The 19,843-nt window shown below is 62.9% G+C and carries 17 protein-coding genes; 12 read left to right on the top strand and 5 right to left on the bottom strand.

All coding sequences use genetic code 11. The features are described 5' to 3' along the window. The first annotated feature begins 95 nt into the window (after nucleotides 1-95). The 4 genes from SM766_RS13075 to mdoH all read left to right on the top strand — a co-directional run bounded on the left by SM766_RS13075 (nucleotide 96) and on the right by mdoH (nucleotide 6,286). Nucleotides 96-1,463: a tetratricopeptide repeat protein gene (locus tag SM766_RS13075; RefSeq protein WP_368948049.1), complete on the top strand. Its 1,368-nt coding sequence runs from the start codon at nucleotides 96-98 to the stop codon at nucleotides 1,461-1,463. 103 nt (nucleotides 1,464-1,566) lie between these two features. Further along, nucleotides 1,567-2,868, top strand: a complete 1,302-nt coding sequence (locus SM766_RS13070) for an OpgC family protein (protein ID WP_368948048.1) — start codon at nucleotides 1,567-1,569, stop codon at nucleotides 2,866-2,868. Further along, on the top strand, nucleotides 2,865-4,370 hold the full coding sequence (locus SM766_RS13065) for an OpgD/OpgG family glucan biosynthesis protein (protein ID WP_368948047.1): 1,506 nt from the start codon (nucleotides 2,865-2,867) through the stop codon (nucleotides 4,368-4,370). The genes SM766_RS13070 and SM766_RS13065 overlap by 4 nt, the downstream gene beginning before the upstream one ends. Further along, the gene (gene mdoH / locus SM766_RS13060; RefSeq protein ID WP_368948046.1) at nucleotides 4,367-6,286 is read left to right on the top strand and encodes a glucans biosynthesis glucosyltransferase MdoH; all 1,920 of its coding nucleotides are present in this window, start codon (nucleotides 4,367-4,369) and stop codon (nucleotides 6,284-6,286) included. The genes SM766_RS13065 and mdoH overlap by 4 nt, the downstream gene beginning before the upstream one ends. Before the next feature lie 21 nt (nucleotides 6,287-6,307). On the opposite strand, the gene SM766_RS13055 is transcribed toward mdoH, so the two are convergent. Further along, complete coding sequence (locus SM766_RS13055; RefSeq protein WP_490363358.1) at nucleotides 6,308-7,123, bottom strand: CE1 family esterase; 816 nt, start codon at nucleotides 7,121-7,123, stop codon at nucleotides 6,308-6,310. A 59-nt stretch (nucleotides 7,124-7,182) separates the two neighbouring features. Next, a complete protein-coding gene (locus SM766_RS13050) occupies nucleotides 7,183-7,689 on the bottom strand; it encodes a rhodanese-like domain-containing protein (RefSeq protein ID WP_368948045.1) in 507 nt (168 codons plus the stop codon). 297 nt (nucleotides 7,690-7,986) lie between these two features. Between SM766_RS13050 and SM766_RS13045 the strand changes: the two genes are divergently transcribed. The 7 genes from SM766_RS13045 to selD are packed head-to-tail and all read left to right on the top strand — an operon-like array spanning nucleotide 7,987 to nucleotide 16,122. Then, a complete protein-coding gene (locus SM766_RS13045; RefSeq protein ID WP_368948044.1) occupies nucleotides 7,987-10,848 on the top strand; it encodes a monovalent cation/H+ antiporter subunit A in 2,862 nt (953 codons plus the stop codon). A 2-nt stretch (nucleotides 10,849-10,850) separates the two neighbouring features. Further along, nucleotides 10,851-11,201 (top strand): Na+/H+ antiporter subunit C, encoded by a 351-nt coding sequence (locus SM766_RS13040; RefSeq protein ID WP_065270583.1) that lies wholly within the window; start codon nucleotides 10,851-10,853, stop codon nucleotides 11,199-11,201. Beyond that, a complete protein-coding gene (locus SM766_RS13035) occupies nucleotides 11,198-12,751 on the top strand; it encodes a monovalent cation/H+ antiporter subunit D (protein ID WP_368948043.1) in 1,554 nt (517 codons plus the stop codon). The genes SM766_RS13040 and SM766_RS13035 overlap by 4 nt, the downstream gene beginning before the upstream one ends. After that, complete coding sequence (locus SM766_RS13030) at nucleotides 12,748-13,245, top strand: Na+/H+ antiporter subunit E (RefSeq protein ID WP_065270585.1); 498 nt, start codon at nucleotides 12,748-12,750, stop codon at nucleotides 13,243-13,245. Before SM766_RS13035 ends, SM766_RS13030 begins: the two co-directional genes overlap by 4 nt. Continuing rightward, complete coding sequence (locus SM766_RS13025) at nucleotides 13,242-13,511, top strand: K+/H+ antiporter subunit F (protein WP_065270586.1); 270 nt, start codon at nucleotides 13,242-13,244, stop codon at nucleotides 13,509-13,511. Before SM766_RS13030 ends, SM766_RS13025 begins: the two co-directional genes overlap by 4 nt. A gap of 7 nt (nucleotides 13,512-13,518) precedes the next feature. Then, the gene (locus SM766_RS13020; protein WP_065270587.1) at nucleotides 13,519-13,905 is read left to right on the top strand and encodes a Na+/H+ antiporter subunit G; all 387 of its coding nucleotides are present in this window, start codon (nucleotides 13,519-13,521) and stop codon (nucleotides 13,903-13,905) included. A gap of 54 nt (nucleotides 13,906-13,959) precedes the next feature. Continuing rightward, complete coding sequence (selD, locus tag SM766_RS13015) at nucleotides 13,960-16,122, top strand: selenide, water dikinase SelD (RefSeq protein ID WP_368948042.1); 2,163 nt, start codon at nucleotides 13,960-13,962, stop codon at nucleotides 16,120-16,122. Here the strand turns inward: selD and mnmH are convergent. Next, nucleotides 16,119-17,186 (bottom strand): tRNA 2-selenouridine(34) synthase MnmH, encoded by a 1,068-nt coding sequence (gene mnmH / locus SM766_RS13010; protein WP_368948041.1) that lies wholly within the window; start codon nucleotides 17,184-17,186, stop codon nucleotides 16,119-16,121. The genes selD and mnmH overlap by 4 nt on opposite strands. Nucleotides 17,187-17,348: 162 nt before the next feature. Here mnmH and SM766_RS13005 point away from each other — a divergent pair, with 162 nt between their 5' ends. After that, nucleotides 17,349-17,846 carry a MarR family winged helix-turn-helix transcriptional regulator gene (locus SM766_RS13005; protein ID WP_368948040.1) on the top strand — a complete coding sequence of 166 codons (498 nt, stop codon included), beginning with the start codon at nucleotides 17,349-17,351 and terminating at the stop codon, nucleotides 17,844-17,846. Between the two features lie 169 nt (nucleotides 17,847-18,015). On the opposite strand, the gene SM766_RS13000 is transcribed toward SM766_RS13005, so the two are convergent. Both SM766_RS13000 and SM766_RS12995 read right to left on the bottom strand, forming a co-directional pair. Continuing rightward, nucleotides 18,016-19,434, bottom strand: coding sequence for an aspartate kinase (locus tag SM766_RS13000; protein WP_274835949.1), 1,419 nt, complete (start codon nucleotides 19,432-19,434; stop codon nucleotides 18,016-18,018). 3 nt (nucleotides 19,435-19,437) lie between these two features. Further along, on the bottom strand, nucleotides 19,438-19,839 hold the full coding sequence (locus tag SM766_RS12995) for an ectoine synthase (RefSeq protein ID WP_274833388.1): 402 nt from the start codon (nucleotides 19,837-19,839) through the stop codon (nucleotides 19,438-19,440). Nucleotides 19,840-19,843 lie beyond the last annotated feature (4 nt).

Below are 19,843 nucleotides of genomic sequence, written 5' to 3'. Positions count from 1 at the left end.
CGCCTTCACCAAAGCGAGAGCGCCCGTCGCGCGATGAAAACCACTGTTCTAACCTTCCCCTAGTGAACAACACCGGTGGTAAGGATTGGACCCAAATGACACATGATCTCTTCGGACAGGAGACGAGCCTGAAAGATCCCGAAATGCTGGATCTGTGGAACGCGGTTCAGATCGGGGTTCTGTCGCACAGCGCAGAGGCCCCGGTGCATCTGGGTAAGCTGTTGGAAGCCGCCCCCGAATTCACCCTTGGGCAGGCTGCCAAGGGTTTGTTCCTGCTGCTGCTGGGCCGCCGCGAAATGCGCACCCCTGCCCGCGATGCGCTGGCTGCTGCCCGCATCGCCTATGCCTCTGCCCTGCCCCGGGAGCGGCTCTTCGCCGATGCGCTGGAGCTGTGGCTGGCGGGCCGCCCCACCGCCGCCGTTGAGAAGCTGGAGCAGGTCCTGCGCTCTCACCCTGCCGACAGCCTTGCCATGAAGATGAGCCAGGCGATCCGTTTCGTCCTTGGCGACAGCGCCGGGATGCGCCGGTCAGTGGAACGGGTGATGCCCGCCTATGCGCCGGATCACCCCGGGCGCGGCTATCTGCTTGGCTGTCACGCCTTCGCGCTGGAGGAAACCGGCGACTACAGTAAGGCGGAGACTGCGGGGCGTCAGGCACTCTGGATGGCGCCGGATGATGCCTGGGGCCTGCATGCGGTGGCGCATGTGCATGACATGACCGGCAACGCCAAGGCCGGACTCGACTGGCTGACCGGCCGCGAAGAGGCCTGGAGCCATTGCAACAACTTCCGCTATCACGTCTGGTGGCACAAGGCGCTGATGCATCTGGACCTGGGCCAGACCGACACCGTTCTTGACCTTTACGACCGCGAGATCCGCCAGGACAAGACCGACGATTACCGCGATATTTCCAATGCCACCTCGCTGCTGATGCGGCTGGAATTGGAAGGCATTGCCGTCGGCAACCGCTGGGAAGAACTTTCCGACCTCTGCGCCGCCCGGACCGAGGATGGCAGCCTGATTTTTGCCGACCTGCACTACCTTCTGGCGCTGGCCGGGCGCGGGCGCCCGGATGAAACCACCCGGATGGTGCAGCGTATCCACGCCGATGCGGCAGCCGCAGGCGGGGACGAGGCGCGGCAGCGCATGGCAGATCCCGGCCGAGCCGCCGCCAGCGGGCTGGAGGCCTTTGGCGAAGGTGATTTCGCGCTGGCCTTTGACCACCTGGCGCAGGCCCGTGGCTCCATGCAACTGGCCGGTGGCAGCCACGCCCAGCGCGACGTTTTTGAACGCATGACCATCGATGCCGGGATCCGCGCAGGTCGCCTGAGCGAGGTATCCCGGATGCTGGACAGCCGCCGCGCCCAGCGCGGTGGCGCCGAGGACAACTATGCTCTGGCCCGCCGTGCCCTGATCAGCGAGGCGCGCAATCAGCCGGACAGCCGCAGCCTGCCGGCCGAGTGATCTGCGAAATGATCGGATCGCGCCCGGATGCCGGTCCAGGCCTCGGGCGCGCCCTTACATCGCCGCCACAATGTTTGATTGACAGGAAGGACACCGCTTAACGATGGCGCGTATTTCCAAGTTCCCCGCTCCCACAGCAGAAATTCCGACCGTGGCAGGTCCGGCAGCGGCCAACACCCGCCGTGCGCCCGCATCGGAGCATGCCCCAGCCCCGGCAGGCGGGCAAAAGCGCGTCCGCGACCCGCGGCTCGATTTCTATCGCGGCATTGCCATGTTCATCATCCTGGTTGCCCATATTCCCGGCAACCGCTGGACCGGCTGGATCCCAGCCCGGTTCGGGTTTTCCGATGCGACCGAGATTTTTGTCTTCTGCTCGGGCATGGCCTCGGCCATCGCCTTTGGCGGGTCCTTTGCACGCCGTGGCTGGCTGATGGGCACTGCCCGGGTGGTATTCCGCTGCTGGCAGGTATTCTGGGCTCATATCGGCCTGTTCTTCTTTGTCGCCATGACCATGGCGGCACTGGACCTGACCGGTGTCTTTGAAAAAAGCTACGTCAACTCTCTGAACCTTGGCCATTTCTTCAATGACCCGATGCCACAGCTGGTGGGCCTGTTCACCCTGACCTATGTGCCGAACTACTTTGACATCCTGCCAATGTATCTGGTGGTGCTGGCGCTGATGCCGCTGATGATGGGGTTGGAGCGCATCGGCCTCTGGACCGTTGCCGCAGCTTCGGCGCTGATCTGGCTGGCCGCGAACCCCTATATGATCGGCCTTGGACCGGACGGAGCATCCCTGCCTGCCGAACCCTGGTCGGCGCGGGAATGGTTCTTCAACCCCTTCGGCTGGCAATTGCTGTTTTTCACGGGCTTTGCCTTCATGAAAGGCTGGCTTCCGGCGCCGCCCGTGTCGCGGGCACTGGTGCTTGTATCTGCAGCCTTCCTGATCTTCTCTGCCCCCTTTGGCTCCTGGAAGGTCTTCCTGTGGGTTGAGGCCTGGAACGACGATCTGGCCGCCGCCATCCGCCCGGCCTGGGCCTTCACGGACGAGTGGCGCGAGAAAACCGATTTCGGCCTGTTGCGCTATGCGCACTTTTTGGCACTGGCCTATCTCGGCTGGGTGGCCGCCGGAGCTGGTGGTCAGCGGCTGATCGCCTCCGGTCATTCGGGGCTGGCGCGGCTCTGGTCCTTTGCCCTGCGCATCATCACCAAGGTCGGGCAACAGTCCCTTGCGGTCTTCGTCTTCTCGATGGCGCTGGCCCGTCTGATCGGCTTTGCGCTGGATCAGACTGACCGGGGCATCCTGATCACCGCTGCGGCAAATATCGCCGGGTTCTGCCTGATCATCGCCTGTGCCTTTGCCGCCGCCTGGTTCAAATCCCACCCCTGGAGGGCAAAGCGATGAGCCGTCTTTCGCGCCGCGGTTTCCTTGCCGGTGTCTCCGGCCTTGCGCTGACAGCTCCGCTCGCGACCAAGGCCGCCTCCGTCCCGTTCCGGCATCAGGATGTTATTGACAAGGCCCGCATGCTGGCACAGATGCCTTATCACACGCGTGCTAAGGTGCCGCAGGACTGGCTGGATCTCACCTATGAGGATTATCAGACCCGCTGGTTCCGCAGCCGCGACGCGCTGTGGAGCAAGACGGAACGCAGCTATAATGTCGATTTCTTCCTGCCGGGCCTCTATTTCCCCCGTGCGGTGCAGATGCACAGCGTCGCGGACGGGCTGGCGCAGCCTGTTGCCTTTGATCTGACCCTGTTTGACAAGACAGACAAGGCGCCGGATCTCAGCACCGAAGGAGCGCTGGGGTATTCGGGCTTTCGCTTGCGCACCGAGCTGAGCGAGCCGGGCAAGAAGAATGAATTCTGTGTCTTTCAGGGCGCCAGCTATTTCCGGGCCATCGGCATCGGGCAGGCCTATGGGCTGTCGGCGCGCGGGCTGGCCCTTCACACCGGCGACGCCGAAGGCGAGGAATTCCCCGAGTTTATTGAATTCTGGCTGGAGGCCCCTGCCCCCGGCCAGCGCCACATGGTCGTGCATGCGCTGATGGATTCGCCTTCGGCCGCAGGCGCCTACCGGTTCACCATCACCCCAGGCGCCGCCTGCGTGATGGAGGTCGAAGCAACGCTGTTCCCACGCGAAGAGCTGACCCATGCAGGGATCGCGCCGCTGACCTCGATGTTCCTGTTTGATCGCACCAACCGCAACCGGTTCGACGATTTCCGCCCCGCCGTGCACGACAGCGATGGGCTTTTGATCGAGAATGGCAACGGCGAAACCCTGTGGCGACCACTGGCCAATCCGGCGCAGCTGCAGGTGTCCTCCTTTGTAGACGAGAACCCCCGAGGTTTCGGGTTGATGCAGCGCAGCCGCAACCTGTCGGACTTCGCCGATCTTGAGGCGCATTATCAGGACCGGCCCAGCCTCTGGGTCGAACCCAAGGGCGATTGGGGCAAGGGCGCCGTCACGCTGGTAGAGATCCCGGCGGACAAGGAAATCTACGACAATATCGTCGCCTATTGGCGCCCGCGTACGCCCTATCCTGCCGGAGCCGAGGTGCGGCTTGATTACCGCCTGACCTGGGGCACCGGCCCCAATGGTACGCTGGCGCAGGTGGTGGACACCGCTGCGGGCGCACGTATCTTTGGTGACCCGGGGCGGATCATGACCGTGGACTTCGAAGATCATCCGCTTTTGGCAGGCGATCCCGAAAACTTCGACGTCGTGCTTTCCTCGCCGCATGTCGAGCTCAGCACCGGGGTCCTGCAGCGCAATCCGGCCACTGGTGGCCTGCGGCTCGCCTTCAGCTTTGAACCCGGTGACCGCTCCCTTGTGGAGCTACGGGCGGCGCTGCGCCGGGACGGGCAGCCTGCCACCGAAGTCTGGCTTTACAGGTGGACCGCATGAAAGATCTGATCTCCGCCCCCTCTGCGGCGAAGATGCTGCCGCCCGAACAGCCCATGGCGATGCCAGAGCAGAACTTTGGCGCCGCTTTCCGCGACATGAGCGCCCCCGGGACCGCGCCGCAGATGCGCGTGGCGCTCTGGCGGGTTATCGCCTTTTCCCCGGCGATGGTTGCAACCGCCTTGCTGACCTTCGTGATGCAAGGCTGGTTTGCCGATGGCGGCTTCATGATGATCGAGGTTCTGCTTCTGGCGCTCATTGCCTTCAATTTCTTCTGGATCTGCTTTTCGGTCTCCACCGTGCTTCTGGGCCTGTTCAGCCTGTGGCAGCGCAGGCAAGAGGCCGAGCGCCGGGCTCCGACCGGTCCCATCGCACCCGACACGCCGCCGCTTACCGTTGCGGTGCTGGTGCCCGTCCACAACGAAGATCCGGCCGCCGTGTTCGGCAACGCCCGCACTATGCTGGAGGATCTACATGCCTGGGGCGGCGCGCATGATTACGCCATGTTCATCCTCTCTGACACCCGGGATGAGCGGATCGCGGCGCAGGAACTGGCGGGCGTCGAGACACTGCGCGCCGCGCTACCGCCCGGTATCCGGCTCTACTATCGCCGCCGCGAGGACAACACCGGGCGCAAGGCGGGCAATATCGCGGATTGGGTGCGCCGCTGGGGTGGCGGCTATGACGCCATGCTGGTGCTGGATGCCGACAGTCTGATGACTGGCCGGGCGATTGCCCAACTGGCCGATGCGCTGCGCCGAGATCCGGCAGCCGGACTGATCCAGAGCTTCCCACAGCTGATCGGCGCCAGATCCGTCTTTGGCCGCATGCAGCAGTTTGCCAACGGGGTCTATGGCCTTGCCATGGCCGAAGGGCTGGCACGCTGGGTCGGCGCCGAGGGCAACTACTGGGGCCATAACGCCATCCTGCGCACCCGCGCCTTTGCCGCCTGCGCCGGGCTGCCCGAGCTGCAACAGACATTCGGCGGCAAGACCCTGATCATGAGCCATGATTTCGTCGAGGCAGGTCTGTTGCGCCGGGCCGGCTGGGGCGTGCATTTCCTACCCCGCATCCAGGGCTCTTACGAGGAGACACCGCCCACCCTGATCGACCACATCCTGCGCGACCGGCGCTGGTGCCAGGGCAATCTGCAGCACCTGAAACTGCTGAGCGCGCAGGGTTTCTGCGCGATTTCACGGTTCCATCTCTTGCATGGGGCGATCGGGTACCTGATGGCGCCGATCTGGTTTGCGCTTCTGGTGATATGGGCGCTGATCGGAGAAGACGGGGAAACCTCGGCGCTGCAGTATTTCAGCCCCGCCGACCCGCTGCGCCCCTCCTGGCCGGATATGTCAGAGCCGCGCCATGTCGCCGTGATCCTGGTTATCTATGCGATGCTGCTGGCGCCGAAACTTCTGGCCCTTGCCGCGCTACCCCTGACTGGCGCGCGGCTATCGGATTATGGCGGCGGTCGGCAGTTCGCGCTCTCCGTAGTCTCCGAAATCCTGCTGGCAATCCTTTATGCGCCGATCCTGATGGTGCAGCAGATGATCGCCGTCTTGCGTAGCGCCCTGCGCCTGCAACGGGGCTGGGCGCCGCAGGCGCGTGACGGCGGGCGCTATGGGCTGAAGACCATGCTGATCTGTCATGCACTCGAATTCACCAGCGGTCTTGCGATCAGCGCCGGGATCCTGGCCGGGATGGTTTCCGTCTGGCTGGCGCCAATTGCCCTGTCGCTGGTACTGGTGCTGCCGCTGTCGGCCCTGTCGGGGATGCGTCCCGCGCTTCGACTCAGGTTCTGGATGGGTACGCGCGAGGTTTTTGCCGAACCCCGTATCGCCCAGACCGCCCGGACCTATCGCAAAGCGGTTGAACGCGTCTTTGCCGGGGCACCTGACCACCGTTCAGCGGCGGAATAGAAGAACCGCGTGCCCCGGGCGTCAGTCCGGGGTCCGCTCAAACCATTCGACGACCCGCATCGGCCAAGTGTCCGGAATGCGGTGCCCCCCCGGACCGAGCGTCAGTTCAATATCGCCCCCGGATTGGCAATCCCAGCGGCGATGCAGCTCTGCTCCGGTAACCCACAGGCGATCAGGTGCGTCATCGGCGCAGCCGTTCACCTGCCGCCACAGGGCCAGCCCGGCAAAGATATCATCCTGTTCGCGCGTGCTGCTGCCCAGAATGCGCCCCTCCAGTGGCACGACCTTGTCGGCCCAGCCGTGAGTATGCAGCAACCGCACCGGACCGGCGCAAGTCTCGGGCCGTGGTCGCCAGAATCCTCCCGCCACCGGAGCGAAGGCAGCAAAATCCCCGGGATGGGCGCAGGCGAGGTAGTTCACCATAAAGGCCCCGGCGGAGAATCCAGCAAGAACAACCCTCTGCCGGTCGATGCCGAACCGCGACTCCGCATCGCCAAGGACCTGTTGCAGGAACTGCGCCTCATCCCGTCCCTCGGCGCCAGGCAGAAAGTTCCACGACCTCTTGCCATTCCAGCGCGGCAAGGCGGTCGGCGCGATCAGCGCATAGCCCCGCTCCTGCACCCCCTGAACCAAGGCGCGGTTGCGCAGCACCCCGGTGCCCGAACCGCCATAGCCGTGCAGAAACACCACCGCCGGAGTGCCTTTTGCTTCCGTACTGGCCGAGGCGCCCGGATCGGGTGTGGCGATGTGGTAGTCACCGGACGGCAGATCGCAAGCTTCTTCTGCAGCGCCGCAGCCTGCCAGCGCAGGGCCCGAGCAGAGTGCCGCCACGAGCAACGAAAGAAAAATTCCTCCGGCCCGGCGCCGGATCAGGCTGCGCCGTCGGCGCGCGGGGCCTAGCCCTGCCACCGCGCCACCGGCAGGTTGCCCGCGATCCATCCCGGTCCGGCACCAGAGCCGAGCATGCCTTCGGGCACATCCATGATCTGTGAAAACCCTGCCTCTGCCATGCGCCGCACCATCCGGGCCGAACGCACACCGCGGGCGCAGATCAGCGCCACCGGCGCGGCCCGGTTGCCACCCAATGCACGGGACAGTGCGTCAGTAAAATCGTCACGACGCATGTCAATCTGGACGCTGCCGACCGGAACGCCGGTACTGCGCCATTCCCGGGGGGTGCGAATGTCGACCAAGGTGATCGACCCCGCTCCGGCGGCGGAAAACGCCTCGGCCACGGACAGGCGCGGACGGTCGTGATCCGGCGCGGGCCGATATCGCCAGGCCACCGCGCCGACCGCCGCAGCGCCCAGAAGGATGCCCGCAGAGGACAACAGCTTGCGCCGCGACATAGTGACCGGCCGCCCGCTGGCCTCCTGGGTCTCCGCACTGATTGGGTCTTGCATCTGCGTCTCTCCAATATCCGGGAAAACACGCCCCGCAGCGCCGTGTTTCGGGCGGGTGCCATCCCTTTGGACACCGTTCTAGCAGCATTTGTATTCCCGATCAGCACAGAGGGCGAATTTTGGCCATTCAAAATCTTGTCAACTCCGCCCCCCAGCCCCAAGTAGTGGCGCAATGTCCAACAATTCCAGCGTCATTTGCCCGATCTTCCTCAGAACCGGGCCTGCGGGGCTGGCACAGAAGCGAAAAATTGCTTAGGCAAAGTCAAAATTCGCCTAGCCCTACCAGGAGATCTGCACGTGTCCCTGTTTTTGATTGCGGCCCTGCCTTTTCTAGGAGCGGTCTTTCCCGCTCTGCTGATCCGGGCGGGGCGTAACGCCTCCGCTTCGGCGGCTGGTCTGACCACCTTCCTGGCCCTAACCGGCCTTCTGCTGCATGCCCCCGCTGTATTTCGCGGAGAGGTCATCACAGCCACATTCGACTGGCTGCCCGGTCTGGGGCTCAATGCGAATTTCTTTCTGGATGGGCTTGGGTTTCTCTTTGCTACGCTGATCCTTGGGATCGGAATGCTGATCATCCTTTACGCACGGTTTTACCTGTCGCGCGAAGATCCCATGGGGCAGTTCTACACCTACCTGTTGCTGTTCCAGGGTGCGATGGTCGGCATCGTCCTCTCAGATAACATCCTGTTGTTGCTGGTGTTCTGGGAGCTGACCTCGCTGTCGTCCTTCCTGCTGATCGGATACTGGAAACACCTGCCCGAAGGGCGTCAGGGCGCGCGTATGGCGCTAACCGTGACCGGCTCCGGTGGCCTAGCGATGATCGGGGGCATGCTGATCCTCGGCAATATCGTCGGCTCTTATGATTTGAGCGTGATCCTAGAGAACAAGGACCTTATCCAGGCGTCGCCGCTCTACCTGCCCGCGCTGATCCTGATCCTGCTGGGCTGTTTCACCAAATCGGCACAGTTCCCGTTCCATTTCTGGCTGCCCCACGCCATGGCGGCGCCGACGCCGGTTTCGGCCTATCTGCACTCCGCCACCATGGTGAAAGCAGGCCTGTTCCTGATGGCGCGGATGTGGCCGGTTCTGTCCGGCACCCCGGAGTGGTTCTACATCGTGGCGACCACCGGCCTTGTGACCATGCTCATCGGTGCCGTAATTGCCCTGTTCAAGGATGATCTAAAAGGTCTTCTGGCCTTTTCCACCGTCAGCCATCTGGGCCTGATCACCATGCTTCTGGGGTTTGGCACCAAGATCGCAGCGGTTGCCGCAGTATTCCACATCATCAACCACGCCACCTTCAAGGCGGCACTGTTCATGTCGGCCGGGATCGTCGATCACGAGGCGCACACCCGAGACATCAAACGTCTGGGCGGTCTGCGCCACCTGATGCCGGTGACCTTTACCATCGCCTTTGTCGCCGCCCTGTCGATGGCGGGTATCCCGCCCTTCAACGGCTTCCTGTCCAAGGAGATGATGCTGGAGGAAACCGTACACACGGTCTGGGCCGGATCGCACTATCTGGTGCCGGGCCTTGCACTGATCGCGGCGCTGTTCTCGGCAGCCTATTCCTTCCGCTTCATCGTTCATGTCTTCTTTGGCCCCAAGCGGGACGACTATCCCGCGCATCCCCATGATCCGGGTGCGGGCATGTGGCTGGCACCGGCCTTCCTGATCACGCTGGTGGTGCTGATCGGCCTGTTCTCGGCCAAGATCGCCGGGCCACTGGTGGCCGTGGCCGCAGGCGCCGTGATTGGCGGAGAAGAGCTGCCCTATTACTCGCTGAAACTATGGCATGGTTTGACGCCCGCCCTTTACATGTCGCTGGTGGCTGTGGGCGGCGGTGCGTTGCTGCTCGCGCTGCACAAGCCCCTGATGCGCGCCTGGAACGCCGCCCCCCGCCCCGAGGCCAAGGATATCTTTGATGCCCTGATGGCGGTGCTGGCGCGTCTGGCCAAGGCGGTGACCGACGGGCTGCACAATGGCTCGATCACCCGCTATGGCGCGGTTATGATCAGCTTTACCGTGGCGATCAGCTGGTATGCCTATTCCACCGGCACCACTGGCCCGGCAACCCGCAGCCTGCAGGAAATCGGCGCGATCCCGGCGCTCGGGTGGCTCAGCCTGGTACTGGCGACGCTGCTGATCGTTGCGCGTCACCGCAACCGCCTGCTGGCGCTGGTTCTGATCGGTGTCGTGGGTCTGGTGGTCTCCATGTCGTTCAACTACCTGTCGGCCCCCGATCTGGCGCTGACCCAGCTTTCGGTCGAGGTTGTGACCATCGTGCTGATGCTGCTAGCGCTGAACTTCATGCCCAAGGAAACCCCGGTCGAGACCCCGGCGCTGATCCGGCTGCGTGATGGTGCCATCGCCGTTGTGGCCGGTCTTGGCGCAGGCGGGCTGATCTATGCGCTGATGACGCGCGATTTCGCGGCGCCCAGCATTTCCGAATTCCACCTCGCCAACTCTTACAAGGGCGGCGGCGGCACCAATGTGGTGAACGTCATTCTGGTGGATTTCCGGGGCTTTGATACCTTTGGCGAGATTATCGTTCTCGGCATCGCGGCACTGGTCATCTATGCCCTGACCGAGGCGGTTCTGGGCACCCGCGTGCGGGCCTATCTGCTGAACCGAAAACCGGATCTGCCGCAGGCAGGCGATGCCCACCCGATGATGATGGTGGTGGCGACCCGCGTGATGATGCCGCTGGCGTTGATGGTGGCGGCCTATATCTTCTTCCGGGGTCACAACCTGCCGGGCGGCGGCTTTATCGCCGGTCTGATCGCGGCCATTGCTGTCATCATGCAATACATGGCCTCGGGCTTTGCCTGGACCTCTGAACGGCAGCGGTTCTACTACCACGGTATCATTGGCTCCGGCGTGCTGATCGCCGCCGCCACCGGTATCGGCGCCTGGTTCAACGACATGCCCTTCCTGACATCCGCCTTCGGCTATATCCACTGGCCGCCGCTGAAAGAATTCGAATGGGCCACCGCGGCGCTGTTCGACCTCGGCGTCTTCCTGGCGGTGGTCGGCGCGGTGCTGCTCGCGCTCGAAAGCCTCTCCCGCTTTGCCTGGCAGCCGGGGATTTCCTCGGAATACGCCATGGACATCAACCCGGCCCGCGATGACGAGCCCAAGAACGAAAACGAGGTCTGAGCATGGAACTTCTGGTTGCTTCGGCTGTTGGTATCCTGACCGCCGCAGGGATCTACCTGATCCTGCGCAAACGCACCTTTCCGGTGATCCTGGGCCTGTCGCTGGTGTCCTATGCGGTGAACGTCTTCCTGTTCGCCACCGGGCGCCTGATGGTCAACGCGCCGCCCATCCTCAACAAATACGAGGAAGTCGCCTACACGGATCCGCTGCCGCAGGCGCTGGTTCTGACGGCGATCGTGATCTCTTTCGGGATGACGGCGGTTGTGGTGATGATCGCGCTGGGGGCGTTCCTGTCCTCGCGCGATGACCGCATCGACATGACCAGCGATACGCAGTCGGGAGAGGACGCATGAACCATCTTCTGATTGCCCCCATCGTTCTGCCTGCGATTGTTGCCCCCTTCATCATCATGGTGGTGCGCTATCATCTGGATCTGCAACGCATCTTCTCGATTGCCAGCACGGTTGCGATTGCCCTGATCACTCTGGTTCTGGCCAGCCAGGCCGCCGATGGCACGGTACAGGTCTATGAGCTCGGCGACTGGCCTGCGCCCTTTGGCATCGTGCTGGTCCTGGACCGGCTGTCAGCGATGATGATCGTCCTGACGGCGGTGCTGGCGCTGGCGGTGGTGCTATACGCCATCGGAACCGGCTGGGACGCGCGCGGCGCCAATTTCCATGCGCTGTTCCAGTTCCAGCTGATGGGTATCATCGGTGCCTTCCTGACCGGCGACGCCTTCAACCTCTTCGTTTTCTTCGAGGTCCTGCTGATCGCCTCTTATGGTCTGATGATCCACGCAGGCGGCGCCACAAGGTTCCAGGCCGGTGTGCAATATGTCGTCTACAACCTGCTGGGATCGACACTGTTCCTGTTTGCTCTTGGCACGCTCTATTCCGTGACCGGCACGCTTAACATGGCCGATCTGGCGGTGCGGGTGGCCGAGCTTCCGGCCGAGGATACTGCCCTGTTGCGGGTCGGCGCGATCATGCTGTTGCTGGTGTTTGCCATCAAGGCTGCGGTGCTGCCGCTGCATTTCTGGCTGCCAGCCTCTTATGCCAACGCGCCTTTGCCAGTGGCGGCCCTGTTTGCGATCATGACCAAGGTCGGCGCCTATGCCATCCTGCGCATGTACACGCTGGTCTTCGGCCCCGAGGCCGAGATCACTGCAGGTTTGGCCGGAGACTGGCTGCTGCCTGCAGCGCTTCTGACGCTTGCGGTCGGGGCTATCGGTGTTCTTGGCGCGCGAGAGATCGGGCGGCTTGTGGCCTTTGGTGCCATCACCTCGATGGGAACCCTGCTGACGGCGGTAGCGCTGTTCACGCCAGCCTCGGTCGGTGCTGCGCTTTACTACACCGTGCATTCCACCCTTGCGACCGCCTTCCTGTTCCTGGTCGCCGATATGGTGATGGAACGTCAGGGAGGCGATATCGCCCCGAAACCGGTGATGAAGCAAAGCGGGCTGATCGCGGCGCTGTTCTTTGGTGGATCCATCGCCATGGCGGGCATGCCGCCTCTGTCCGGCTTTCTGGGCAAGCTCTTGGTGATGGATGCTGCGCGTGGGCATGATCTTGTCTGGTGGATCTGGGGCGTCATTCTGGTGTCGTCGCTAATTACCATCATCGGTCTGGCGCGGGCGGGCAGCCTGATCTTCTGGAAAAGTCACGGACTTGCACCGCAAGAGGATGCTGAAAGCGAAGTGGAAGCGGATGACACAGAAGAGGCGCCGGTGCAGGCGCAACGCGGTTCGTCCCTGCCTTTCGTGGCCAGCTTCGGCCTTCTGGCCGGGCTGATCCTGCTGACCGTCTTTGCAGGTCCGATGATGGACTACGCCGAGGCCACCTCCGCGCAACTCTTTGCGCCGGATGCCTATATTGACACCGTCCTGGGGAGGACCGGGGAATGAAACTGATGCATCGACTTCTGCCGCACCCGGTGCTGACGCTGCTGCTGACCCTCACCTGGGTTCTCATCGTCAACAGCTTCACGCTGAACTCGCTGGTCTTTGGTTTTCTGCTGGGGCTGCTGATCCCCTTCCTGACCCAGCCGTTCTGGCCGCAGCAACTGCGCATGAAACACCCGGTCAAGATCGCGGCCTATATCCTGATCGTGATCTGGGACATCGTTGTTGCCAATATCACCGTGGCGCGGATCGTGGTGTTCAAATCTAACGCAAAGCGGCAGCCCAACTGGGTCACCGTTCCGCTGGAGCTGCGCACCCCCGAGGCGATCACCGTGCTGGCTGGCACCATCACCATGACGCCGGGCACCGTCACTGCAGATGTTTCCGCCGAAGGTCACGCGCTGCTGGTGCATTGCCTTGATTGCGACGACCCTGATGCGGTTCGGGACGAAATCAAAGAGCGCTACGAGCGCCGCCTGATGGAGATTTTCGAATGATTGAAACTGCGGCTCTTTTTGCTTTTGTCTGCTTTGCGCTGGCGCTGTTGATGAACCTCTGGAAGGTGATGTTCGCAGCCGCCATGGCCGACCGTATTCTGGCGCTTGATACCATGTTCATCAACGCCATCGCGCTGATGGTTCTTTATGGGCTGGCGCTCGGAACCGAGATCTTTTTCGAAGCGGCGATGATCATCGCCATGCTCGGTTTCGTTTCAACCGTGGCCTACGCGCGCTTTATCCTGCGCGGCAACATCATCGAGTGAGGCTCTTATGGATATGATACTCGACGTTCTGATTGCAGGCTTTCTGGTCATGGCTGGTGTGTTCGGCTTTGTCGGCTCCTACGGCCTATTGAAACTCAACGACCCGATGTCGCGGCTGCACGCTCCGACCAAGGCGACGACGCTGGGCGTAGGCGGGGTTCTTCTTGCCTCGATGGTGCACGCGATCGCCTTTGAAGGGCGCCTGTCGCTACACGAATTGATGATCACGCTGTTTCTGTTCTTGACCGCCCCGGTGACCGCGCATTTCATCGCCAAGGTGCACATTCACCGTCGCGAGGAAACAGGCACTCTGCCTTCGGCTGGACCGGATGCGATCTGGGCCACCCACAACACCCCGCCGGAAGATCCCGAAAGCACAGATCAGCCGCAATAGCCCCACCCCGGGCCATTGGCCCACGGCCCCAGAAACAGAAAGTGAGCCACCGAAATGGATACCTCCCGCCTGCCCCAAACCAAAGATGTGGTTTTGATCGGAGGCGGGCATGCCCATGCGCTGGTGCTGCTGAAATGGGGGATGCGCCCGCTGCCCGGCGCCCGGCTGACGCTGATCAACCCCGGCCCCACCGCGCCCTATTCGGGGATGCTGCCCGGCTTTGTCGCCGGTCACTACGCGCGGGGCGATCTTGATATCGATCTGGTCCGGCTGGCGCGCTTCGCCGGGGCGCGGCTGGTGCAGGGCGCGGCGGAGGGACTTGATCCAGACACCCGCAGCGTCAGGGTGCCGGGGCGACCTGACATCGCTTATGACGTGGCCTCGGTCGATGTGGGGATTACCTCCGACATGCCGGACCTGCCAGGGTTTGCAGAACATGGCATCCCGGCGAAGCCGCTTGGTAGTTTTGCCCGCCGCTGGGACGCGTTCCGCGGCGGCGATGGCCCTGCCCGCATCGCGGTGATCGGCGGCGGCGTGGCCGGAGCCGAGCTGGTTCTGGCGATGGCTCACGCCCTGCGCAGCCGGGGCCGCCTGGAACAAGCCACCCTGATCGACAGCGGCACGGTTCTGGGCACCGCCAGCGCCGGGATCCGCGAGCGGCTGCGCCGCGCCTTTTCCGAGCAAGGCGTCACCGTCGTTGAAAACACCGCCGTCAATCGCATCCATTCCAGCCATATCGAACTCGAAGGCGGGCGCGAGGTTCTCTCGGACTTCACCACCGGCGCTGCCGGGGCGCGCCCGCATGACTGGCTGGCCGATACCAGGCTTGAGGTACAGGACGGCTTCCTTACCGTTTCGGACAGCCTGCAAACCTCGGACCCGCAGGTCTTTGCCGCCGGGGATTGCGCCCATCTGGCCTATGCCCCGCGCCCCAAGGCCGGCGTCTACGCAGTGCGGCAGGCCCCGGTTCTGCTGCACAATCTGCGCGCCGCCATCACCGGCGATCCAATGCGCCACTACCGGCCGCAGAAGGATTACCTGAAACTAATTTCCATGGGCGCCAAGGAAGCGCTGGGAGAAAGGTTCGGCACCCAGTTTTCCGGCCCGATGATCTGGCGCTGGAAGGACCGGATCGATCAGAACTTCATGGAGCAATTCCGGAGCCTGCCCGAAATGGAGGTGCCGGATTTGCCGCCCGAACACACGCTGGACCTGCCCGCAGTGCTGGGCGACAAACCCATGTGCGGCGGCTGCGGTGCCAAGGCCGGGCGCGCCGCCTTGCATGCGGCAGGCGTGTCGCGCGTGGCGAGTCTGCGTGAGGATGTCACCGCCCTGCCCGGAGATGATGCCGCGCTACTGACCATGGGCGACGTGCGGCAGGTGATCAGCACCGATCATCTGCGCGCCTTCAGCCTTGATCCCTTCGTGATGGCCCGTATCGCAGCGGTGCACGCGCTTGGCGATATCTGGGCCATGGGCGCCGCCCCGCAGGCCGCTACCGCCAACCTGATCCTGCCGCGTCTGGCGCCAGCCCTGCAGCAACGGACCCTGATTGAAATCATGACCGCCGCGCGCAGCGTGATGGAGGATGCAGGTGCCGAGATCATCGGCGGTCATACCTCGCTGGGGGATGAGCTGACTGTGGGGTTCACAGTCACCGGGCTTTGCAACCAGGATCCTGTGACCCTTGCCGGGGCGCAGCCGGGCGATGCATTGGTTCTGACCAAACCGCTCGGCTCCGGCGTAATCATGGCCGCCGAAATGGCAGGCAAGGCCGAAGGCGCCTGGGTCACCGCTGGGCTTGAACAGATGGCACAGCCGCAGGCCGCAGCCTCCCGCATTCTGGCACCCGAAGCCCACGCGATGACCGACGTCACCGGCTTTGGTCTGGCCGGGCATCTCCTTGGCATCTGCGAGGCTTCAGGCGTCAGTGCAGAGATTGATTTTGCCGCCATGCCGCTGATGGAGGGCGCCGCGCAGCTGGCCGACAGCGGCATCCGCTCCTCGCTATTCCCGGAAAACGCTGCGTTGCTGCCGGAATGGCGCACCAGTGGCGCGCAGGATCTGCTGTTCGACCCGCAGACCGCTGGCGGCCTGCTCGCGGCCCTACCGCAGGACAAGGCCGAAGGGGTGCTGCAGCAGCTGAAAGAGGCAGGTTACCCGGCGGCGCTCATCGGGAAGATTACCCAAGGCGCAGGGCAAATTGTTCTGACTTAAAAACCCTTTGCGGCCAGACCTTCAAGCGTGTCGCAGATGGTTGTGGCGGCAGATTGCAGCGTCTGATCGTCCAGATCCTTCAGTTGTACTTCTGCCACGGCATTAACGCCGATGCTGCGGCGTGAACTGCGGTAGGCCGGATCGTAATGCTGTTCCATCAGGGCGCGCGCCAAGCCTGCCATATCGCCCTCTTCGATCAGGGACAGCCAGCCATCCACCACCGCATTCGAGCGACGCGCACGAAGCCGCTCCAGCATTTCGGACAGTGTATCCGCATCTGGCAGACCGTCGCTGTAGGTCCGCAGCAGGTAGCGGCATCGTTCTTCGACCGAGGCGCTGACCTCGATCCGTGGCGCCTGTTTCATCAGGCTCCAGAGGCTGGGGGGAATGATCCGATCTCCAACCTTGCTCGACTCCGCCTCGACAAGCACAGGGCGGCTGGGGTCCAGACGGCTCAGCGCCCCCGCAAGCGCAGATTCAAACGCCTTCTGCCCGGGCTGGTCCTCCGGCATGCCCCCCAAAAGCGAGCCGCGATGATTGGCCAGACCTTCCAGATCCAGCACCTGCGCGCCCTGCTCTGCCACATGCTTCAGAAGGTCGGTCTTCGCCGTGCCGGTATAGCCATCCAACAGCACAAGCCGGTAAGGCAGATCGTCCTCATACAACATCTGATGCACCAGCCTGCGGTAGGACTGGTAGCCGCCTGAGATCATCTCGGCCCGCCAGCCGATCTGCTGCAACAGATAGGTGAAACTGCCGGAGCGCTGCCCACCGCGCCAGCAATAGACCAGCGGCCGCCAGCCGCCTTCGTATTGGCTCAGCGTCTCTTCGATGTGCCGCGCGGCATTCCGGAACACCATAGCAGCACCCAGCTTGCGCGCCAGAAAGGGGCTTTCTTGAACATAGATCGTGCCAACCTCGGCCCGTTCTTCATTGTTCAGGACCGGCAGGTTGATGGCACCGGGGACGTGATCCTCTGCAAATTCGGCCGGGCTACGCACATCAATGATGGTGTCATAGCCATGATCGTACATATCCTGAAGGGAAGAAAAACTTTTTACCATGAAACAGGGTCTAGCCCGCTGCATCCACAAGGGAAAGCGGGTTTTGCGGACCCGGCTGCCGATTGACCGGCTGCGACACCGTATTTGGTGGCCATTTACCCACTATTCTGGTTTATCTGTGCATCACAGTCGGACGAGACAGCAACAGCCGGAACAGGGTTTATGGACGCACAAGACGAGGATGATCACGCGTTGGATCTGCATCAGTTTCCCGGTCACCTGATCCGCCGCTTGCATCAAATTTCGGTGGCCCAGTTCACCGAAAAGGTCGCCGCCCACGATATCGACCTCACCCCTGTTCAATACGCCGCGCTGAAAGCCATTGATGCCAACCCTGGCATTGATCAGGCCTCTGTTGCGGGGCTTATTGCCTATGACCGGGCGACACTCGGCAAGGTGATCGACCGGCTGGAAGCGAAGCAGCTGATCGACCGCACCGTCAGCCCGCGGGATCGCCGCGCGCGACAGCTGACCCTGACCGAAACTGGCAAAGAGGTTCTGGCCCGGGCGCACCCCCTTGTACGCGAGGTGCAAGGCGAGATCCTGACCGGCCTCAGCCCTGAAGAGCAGGAACAATTCATGGCGCTGCTGCAAAAGGCGACAGCCGCTGGTAACGAACGCAGCCGCGCCCCCCTGCGCAGACCGCCCCGGCAAACCTAGCGCGTATAACCTAAAAGGCATTCGCGTGGAGGCTTATGCTTTGGCCGCGTGTTTCGACAGCCCCCGAACACATCTGTAAAAACGCAAAACGACCAGTTTTCAGAACGCGGGGCACGAAACGCGCCACCCGACTGAAAACCGGTCGTTTTTGCCTAAATCGCTTCCGCTCTTAGGCCGCTTTCAGCGCCTGGGACTCGGTGGATCCGAAGAACTCCGAATGCAGCAGTGCGATGGCTGCGTCCTTGTCCTCGCGCTGCAGGATGAACTGTGTGTCCACATTGCGTGGCCCCTGCGTTGCACCGCGCGGCAAAATATCCTTCTTCTCAAGGGCATTCATCCCCCGTGCCAGGACGTGCAGGCCACTCAGATCGCGTCCCACGACGGAGATCAGCGACAGCTTTTCGCTGTTGACCTCGGCCTGCGGGAAGCGGGCCAACAGATCGGCCTCGACCCGGCGCATCGATTTTAGCGAGGCGTCCAGATAGTGGGTAACCGTATTGGCATTGGTCACCTTCGACACGATCCGCACGTTGTGGCGTGTCAGGATGTCCAGCACCGCAGCGTCATAGCCTTTGACGCCGACCATGTCCTGTTCGAACAGCTCCAGCGCAATGATATCAAGGCCGGTGACGATTTCGGCCGCAGCCTTGGGCGCGGGTTGATCGTCGATAACCGTGCCCGGATCATTGGGCTCAAAGCAGTTGGTGACGCGCAGCGGCACACCGGACTGACGCAGGGTCTTTGCCGCCGAGGGGTGGATCGCCTCCATGCCGAGGTTTGCCATCTGGTCCGCCACGTCATAGTTGGTGTGGCCCAGTTTGCGGGCGTTCTCGGCACCGACCAGTTTCGGATCGGCAGAGGACAGGTGGAATTCCTTGTGAATGATCGCCTCACGCGCGCCAGTCTGCGCCGCCAACTGCGAGAAGGTCACCTCGGAATAGCCCCGGTCGAATTCCCGCATCAGGCCTTCGGCGCATTGCGCGTAGCCGGTGACGATGGGCATTTCCTGCGCCGGGTCGACCCCTTCCAGAGCCGTTTCAATCCGCTGTTCCAGCGACATATCCGCATCGCCGCGCCAGCCGGACAGATCCACCAGACGCGCGTTGACGCCCGCCCGCTGCAACATCAGCACGGCAACCAGCGCCGAATGCGCCTCGCCGAGACCAGAGAGCAGCTCGCGGATCTGCAGCAGATGCGTGTTGAGGCGGAAATGTCCGTAGGAGCACAGACGCTGCAGGTCGATCAGACAGTTGCGGGCGCCTTCGATACGTTCCTGCACAAAGGCGGTCGCCTGGGCAACATCGCCGGCATTGTCCAGAACCGCCTCATGCGCGGCGATCATCGCGGCCGACACCTCGTTCAGGGCATCGAACCAGCCGTGGTCATCCTCGGCATTGGCAAAGCGGGCATAGACACCAGGGGCACCGGTCTTCTTGTGCTCCAGCAGCAGGTTGGTGATGCCACCAAAGGCGGACACCACGAAAATACGCCCGTATTCGGGCTCATCGTTCTTGATGAACAGCGTATCCCGTAGCTCGTTCAGGCGGGACATGGATGTCCCGCCGATCTTTTCTACAGTATGGGTCATGGCTTAAGCCTCGACGGTTTCTGGGGCCGCGTAGGATCCGTCTTCCCGGTGTACTTCGGTTCCCGTAACGGGCGGATTGAAGCAGCAGGCCATCACGAGCTGTTCGTCAGCCTTCAGCACGTGGCGGTCGTGTTTGTCGAGCGCATACATCACGCCGGGACGGATGTGATGGGTCTCGCCGGTCGCCAGGTCGGTGATCGACCCGGTGCCCTGCATGCAATAGACGCTTTCAAAGTGGTTCTTGTATTCGAACGTATGTTCCGAACCTGCCTCAAGGAAGGTGATGTGGAAGGAAAAGCCCATCCCATCATCGGCCAGAAGCATACGGACGCTGGTCCACTCCGCATCGCTGACCACGCGGTCGCGGTCTTTTTCAAGGATATCGTTATAGTCACGGACAATCATTGTC

The organism is Pseudophaeobacter sp. A-200-2, from assembly GCF_041008815.1.
GTDB lineage: Bacteria > Pseudomonadota > Alphaproteobacteria > Rhodobacterales > Rhodobacteraceae > Phycobacter > Phycobacter gallaeciensis_A.
Note: the sequence above shows the minus strand (reverse complement) of the source record. Positions and strands in the feature narration are given on the sequence as shown.

What these genes read in the sequence shown, in the direction of transcription:
- selD (WP_368948042.1), top strand. Translation starts at nt 13,960, where the DNA reads ATGGATACCTCCCGCCTGCCCCAAACCAAAGATGTGGTTTTGATCGGA.
- SM766_RS13035 (WP_368948043.1), top strand. Translation starts at nt 11,198, where the DNA reads ATGAACCATCTTCTGATTGCCCCCATCGTTCTGCCTGCGATTGTTGCC.
- SM766_RS13040 (WP_065270583.1), top strand. Translation starts at nt 10,851, where the DNA reads ATGGAACTTCTGGTTGCTTCGGCTGTTGGTATCCTGACCGCCGCAGGG.
- SM766_RS13030 (WP_065270585.1), top strand. Translation starts at nt 12,748, where the DNA reads ATGAAACTGATGCATCGACTTCTGCCGCACCCGGTGCTGACGCTGCTG.
- SM766_RS13000 (WP_274835949.1), bottom strand. Translation starts at nt 19,434, where the DNA reads ATGACCCATACTGTAGAAAAGATCGGCGGGACATCCATGTCCCGCCTG.
- SM766_RS12995 (WP_274833388.1), bottom strand. Translation starts at nt 19,839, where the DNA reads ATGATTGTCCGTGACTATAACGATATCCTTGAAAAAGACCGCGACCGC.
- mnmH (WP_368948041.1), bottom strand. Translation starts at nt 17,186, where the DNA reads ATGGTAAAAAGTTTTTCTTCCCTTCAGGATATGTACGATCATGGCTAT.
- SM766_RS13070 (WP_368948048.1), top strand. Translation starts at nt 1,567, where the DNA reads ATGGCGCGTATTTCCAAGTTCCCCGCTCCCACAGCAGAAATTCCGACC.
- SM766_RS13025 (WP_065270586.1), top strand. Translation starts at nt 13,242, where the DNA reads ATGATTGAAACTGCGGCTCTTTTTGCTTTTGTCTGCTTTGCGCTGGCG.
- SM766_RS13050 (WP_368948045.1), bottom strand. Translation starts at nt 7,689, where the DNA reads ATGCAAGACCCAATCAGTGCGGAGACCCAGGAGGCCAGCGGGCGGCCG.
- SM766_RS13020 (WP_065270587.1), top strand. Translation starts at nt 13,519, where the DNA reads ATGGATATGATACTCGACGTTCTGATTGCAGGCTTTCTGGTCATGGCT.
- mdoH (WP_368948046.1), top strand. Translation starts at nt 4,367, where the DNA reads ATGAAAGATCTGATCTCCGCCCCCTCTGCGGCGAAGATGCTGCCGCCC.
- SM766_RS13075 (WP_368948049.1), top strand. Translation starts at nt 96, where the DNA reads ATGACACATGATCTCTTCGGACAGGAGACGAGCCTGAAAGATCCCGAA.
- SM766_RS13005 (WP_368948040.1), top strand. Translation starts at nt 17,349, where the DNA reads ATGGACGCACAAGACGAGGATGATCACGCGTTGGATCTGCATCAGTTT.
- SM766_RS13065 (WP_368948047.1), top strand. Translation starts at nt 2,865, where the DNA reads ATGAGCCGTCTTTCGCGCCGCGGTTTCCTTGCCGGTGTCTCCGGCCTT.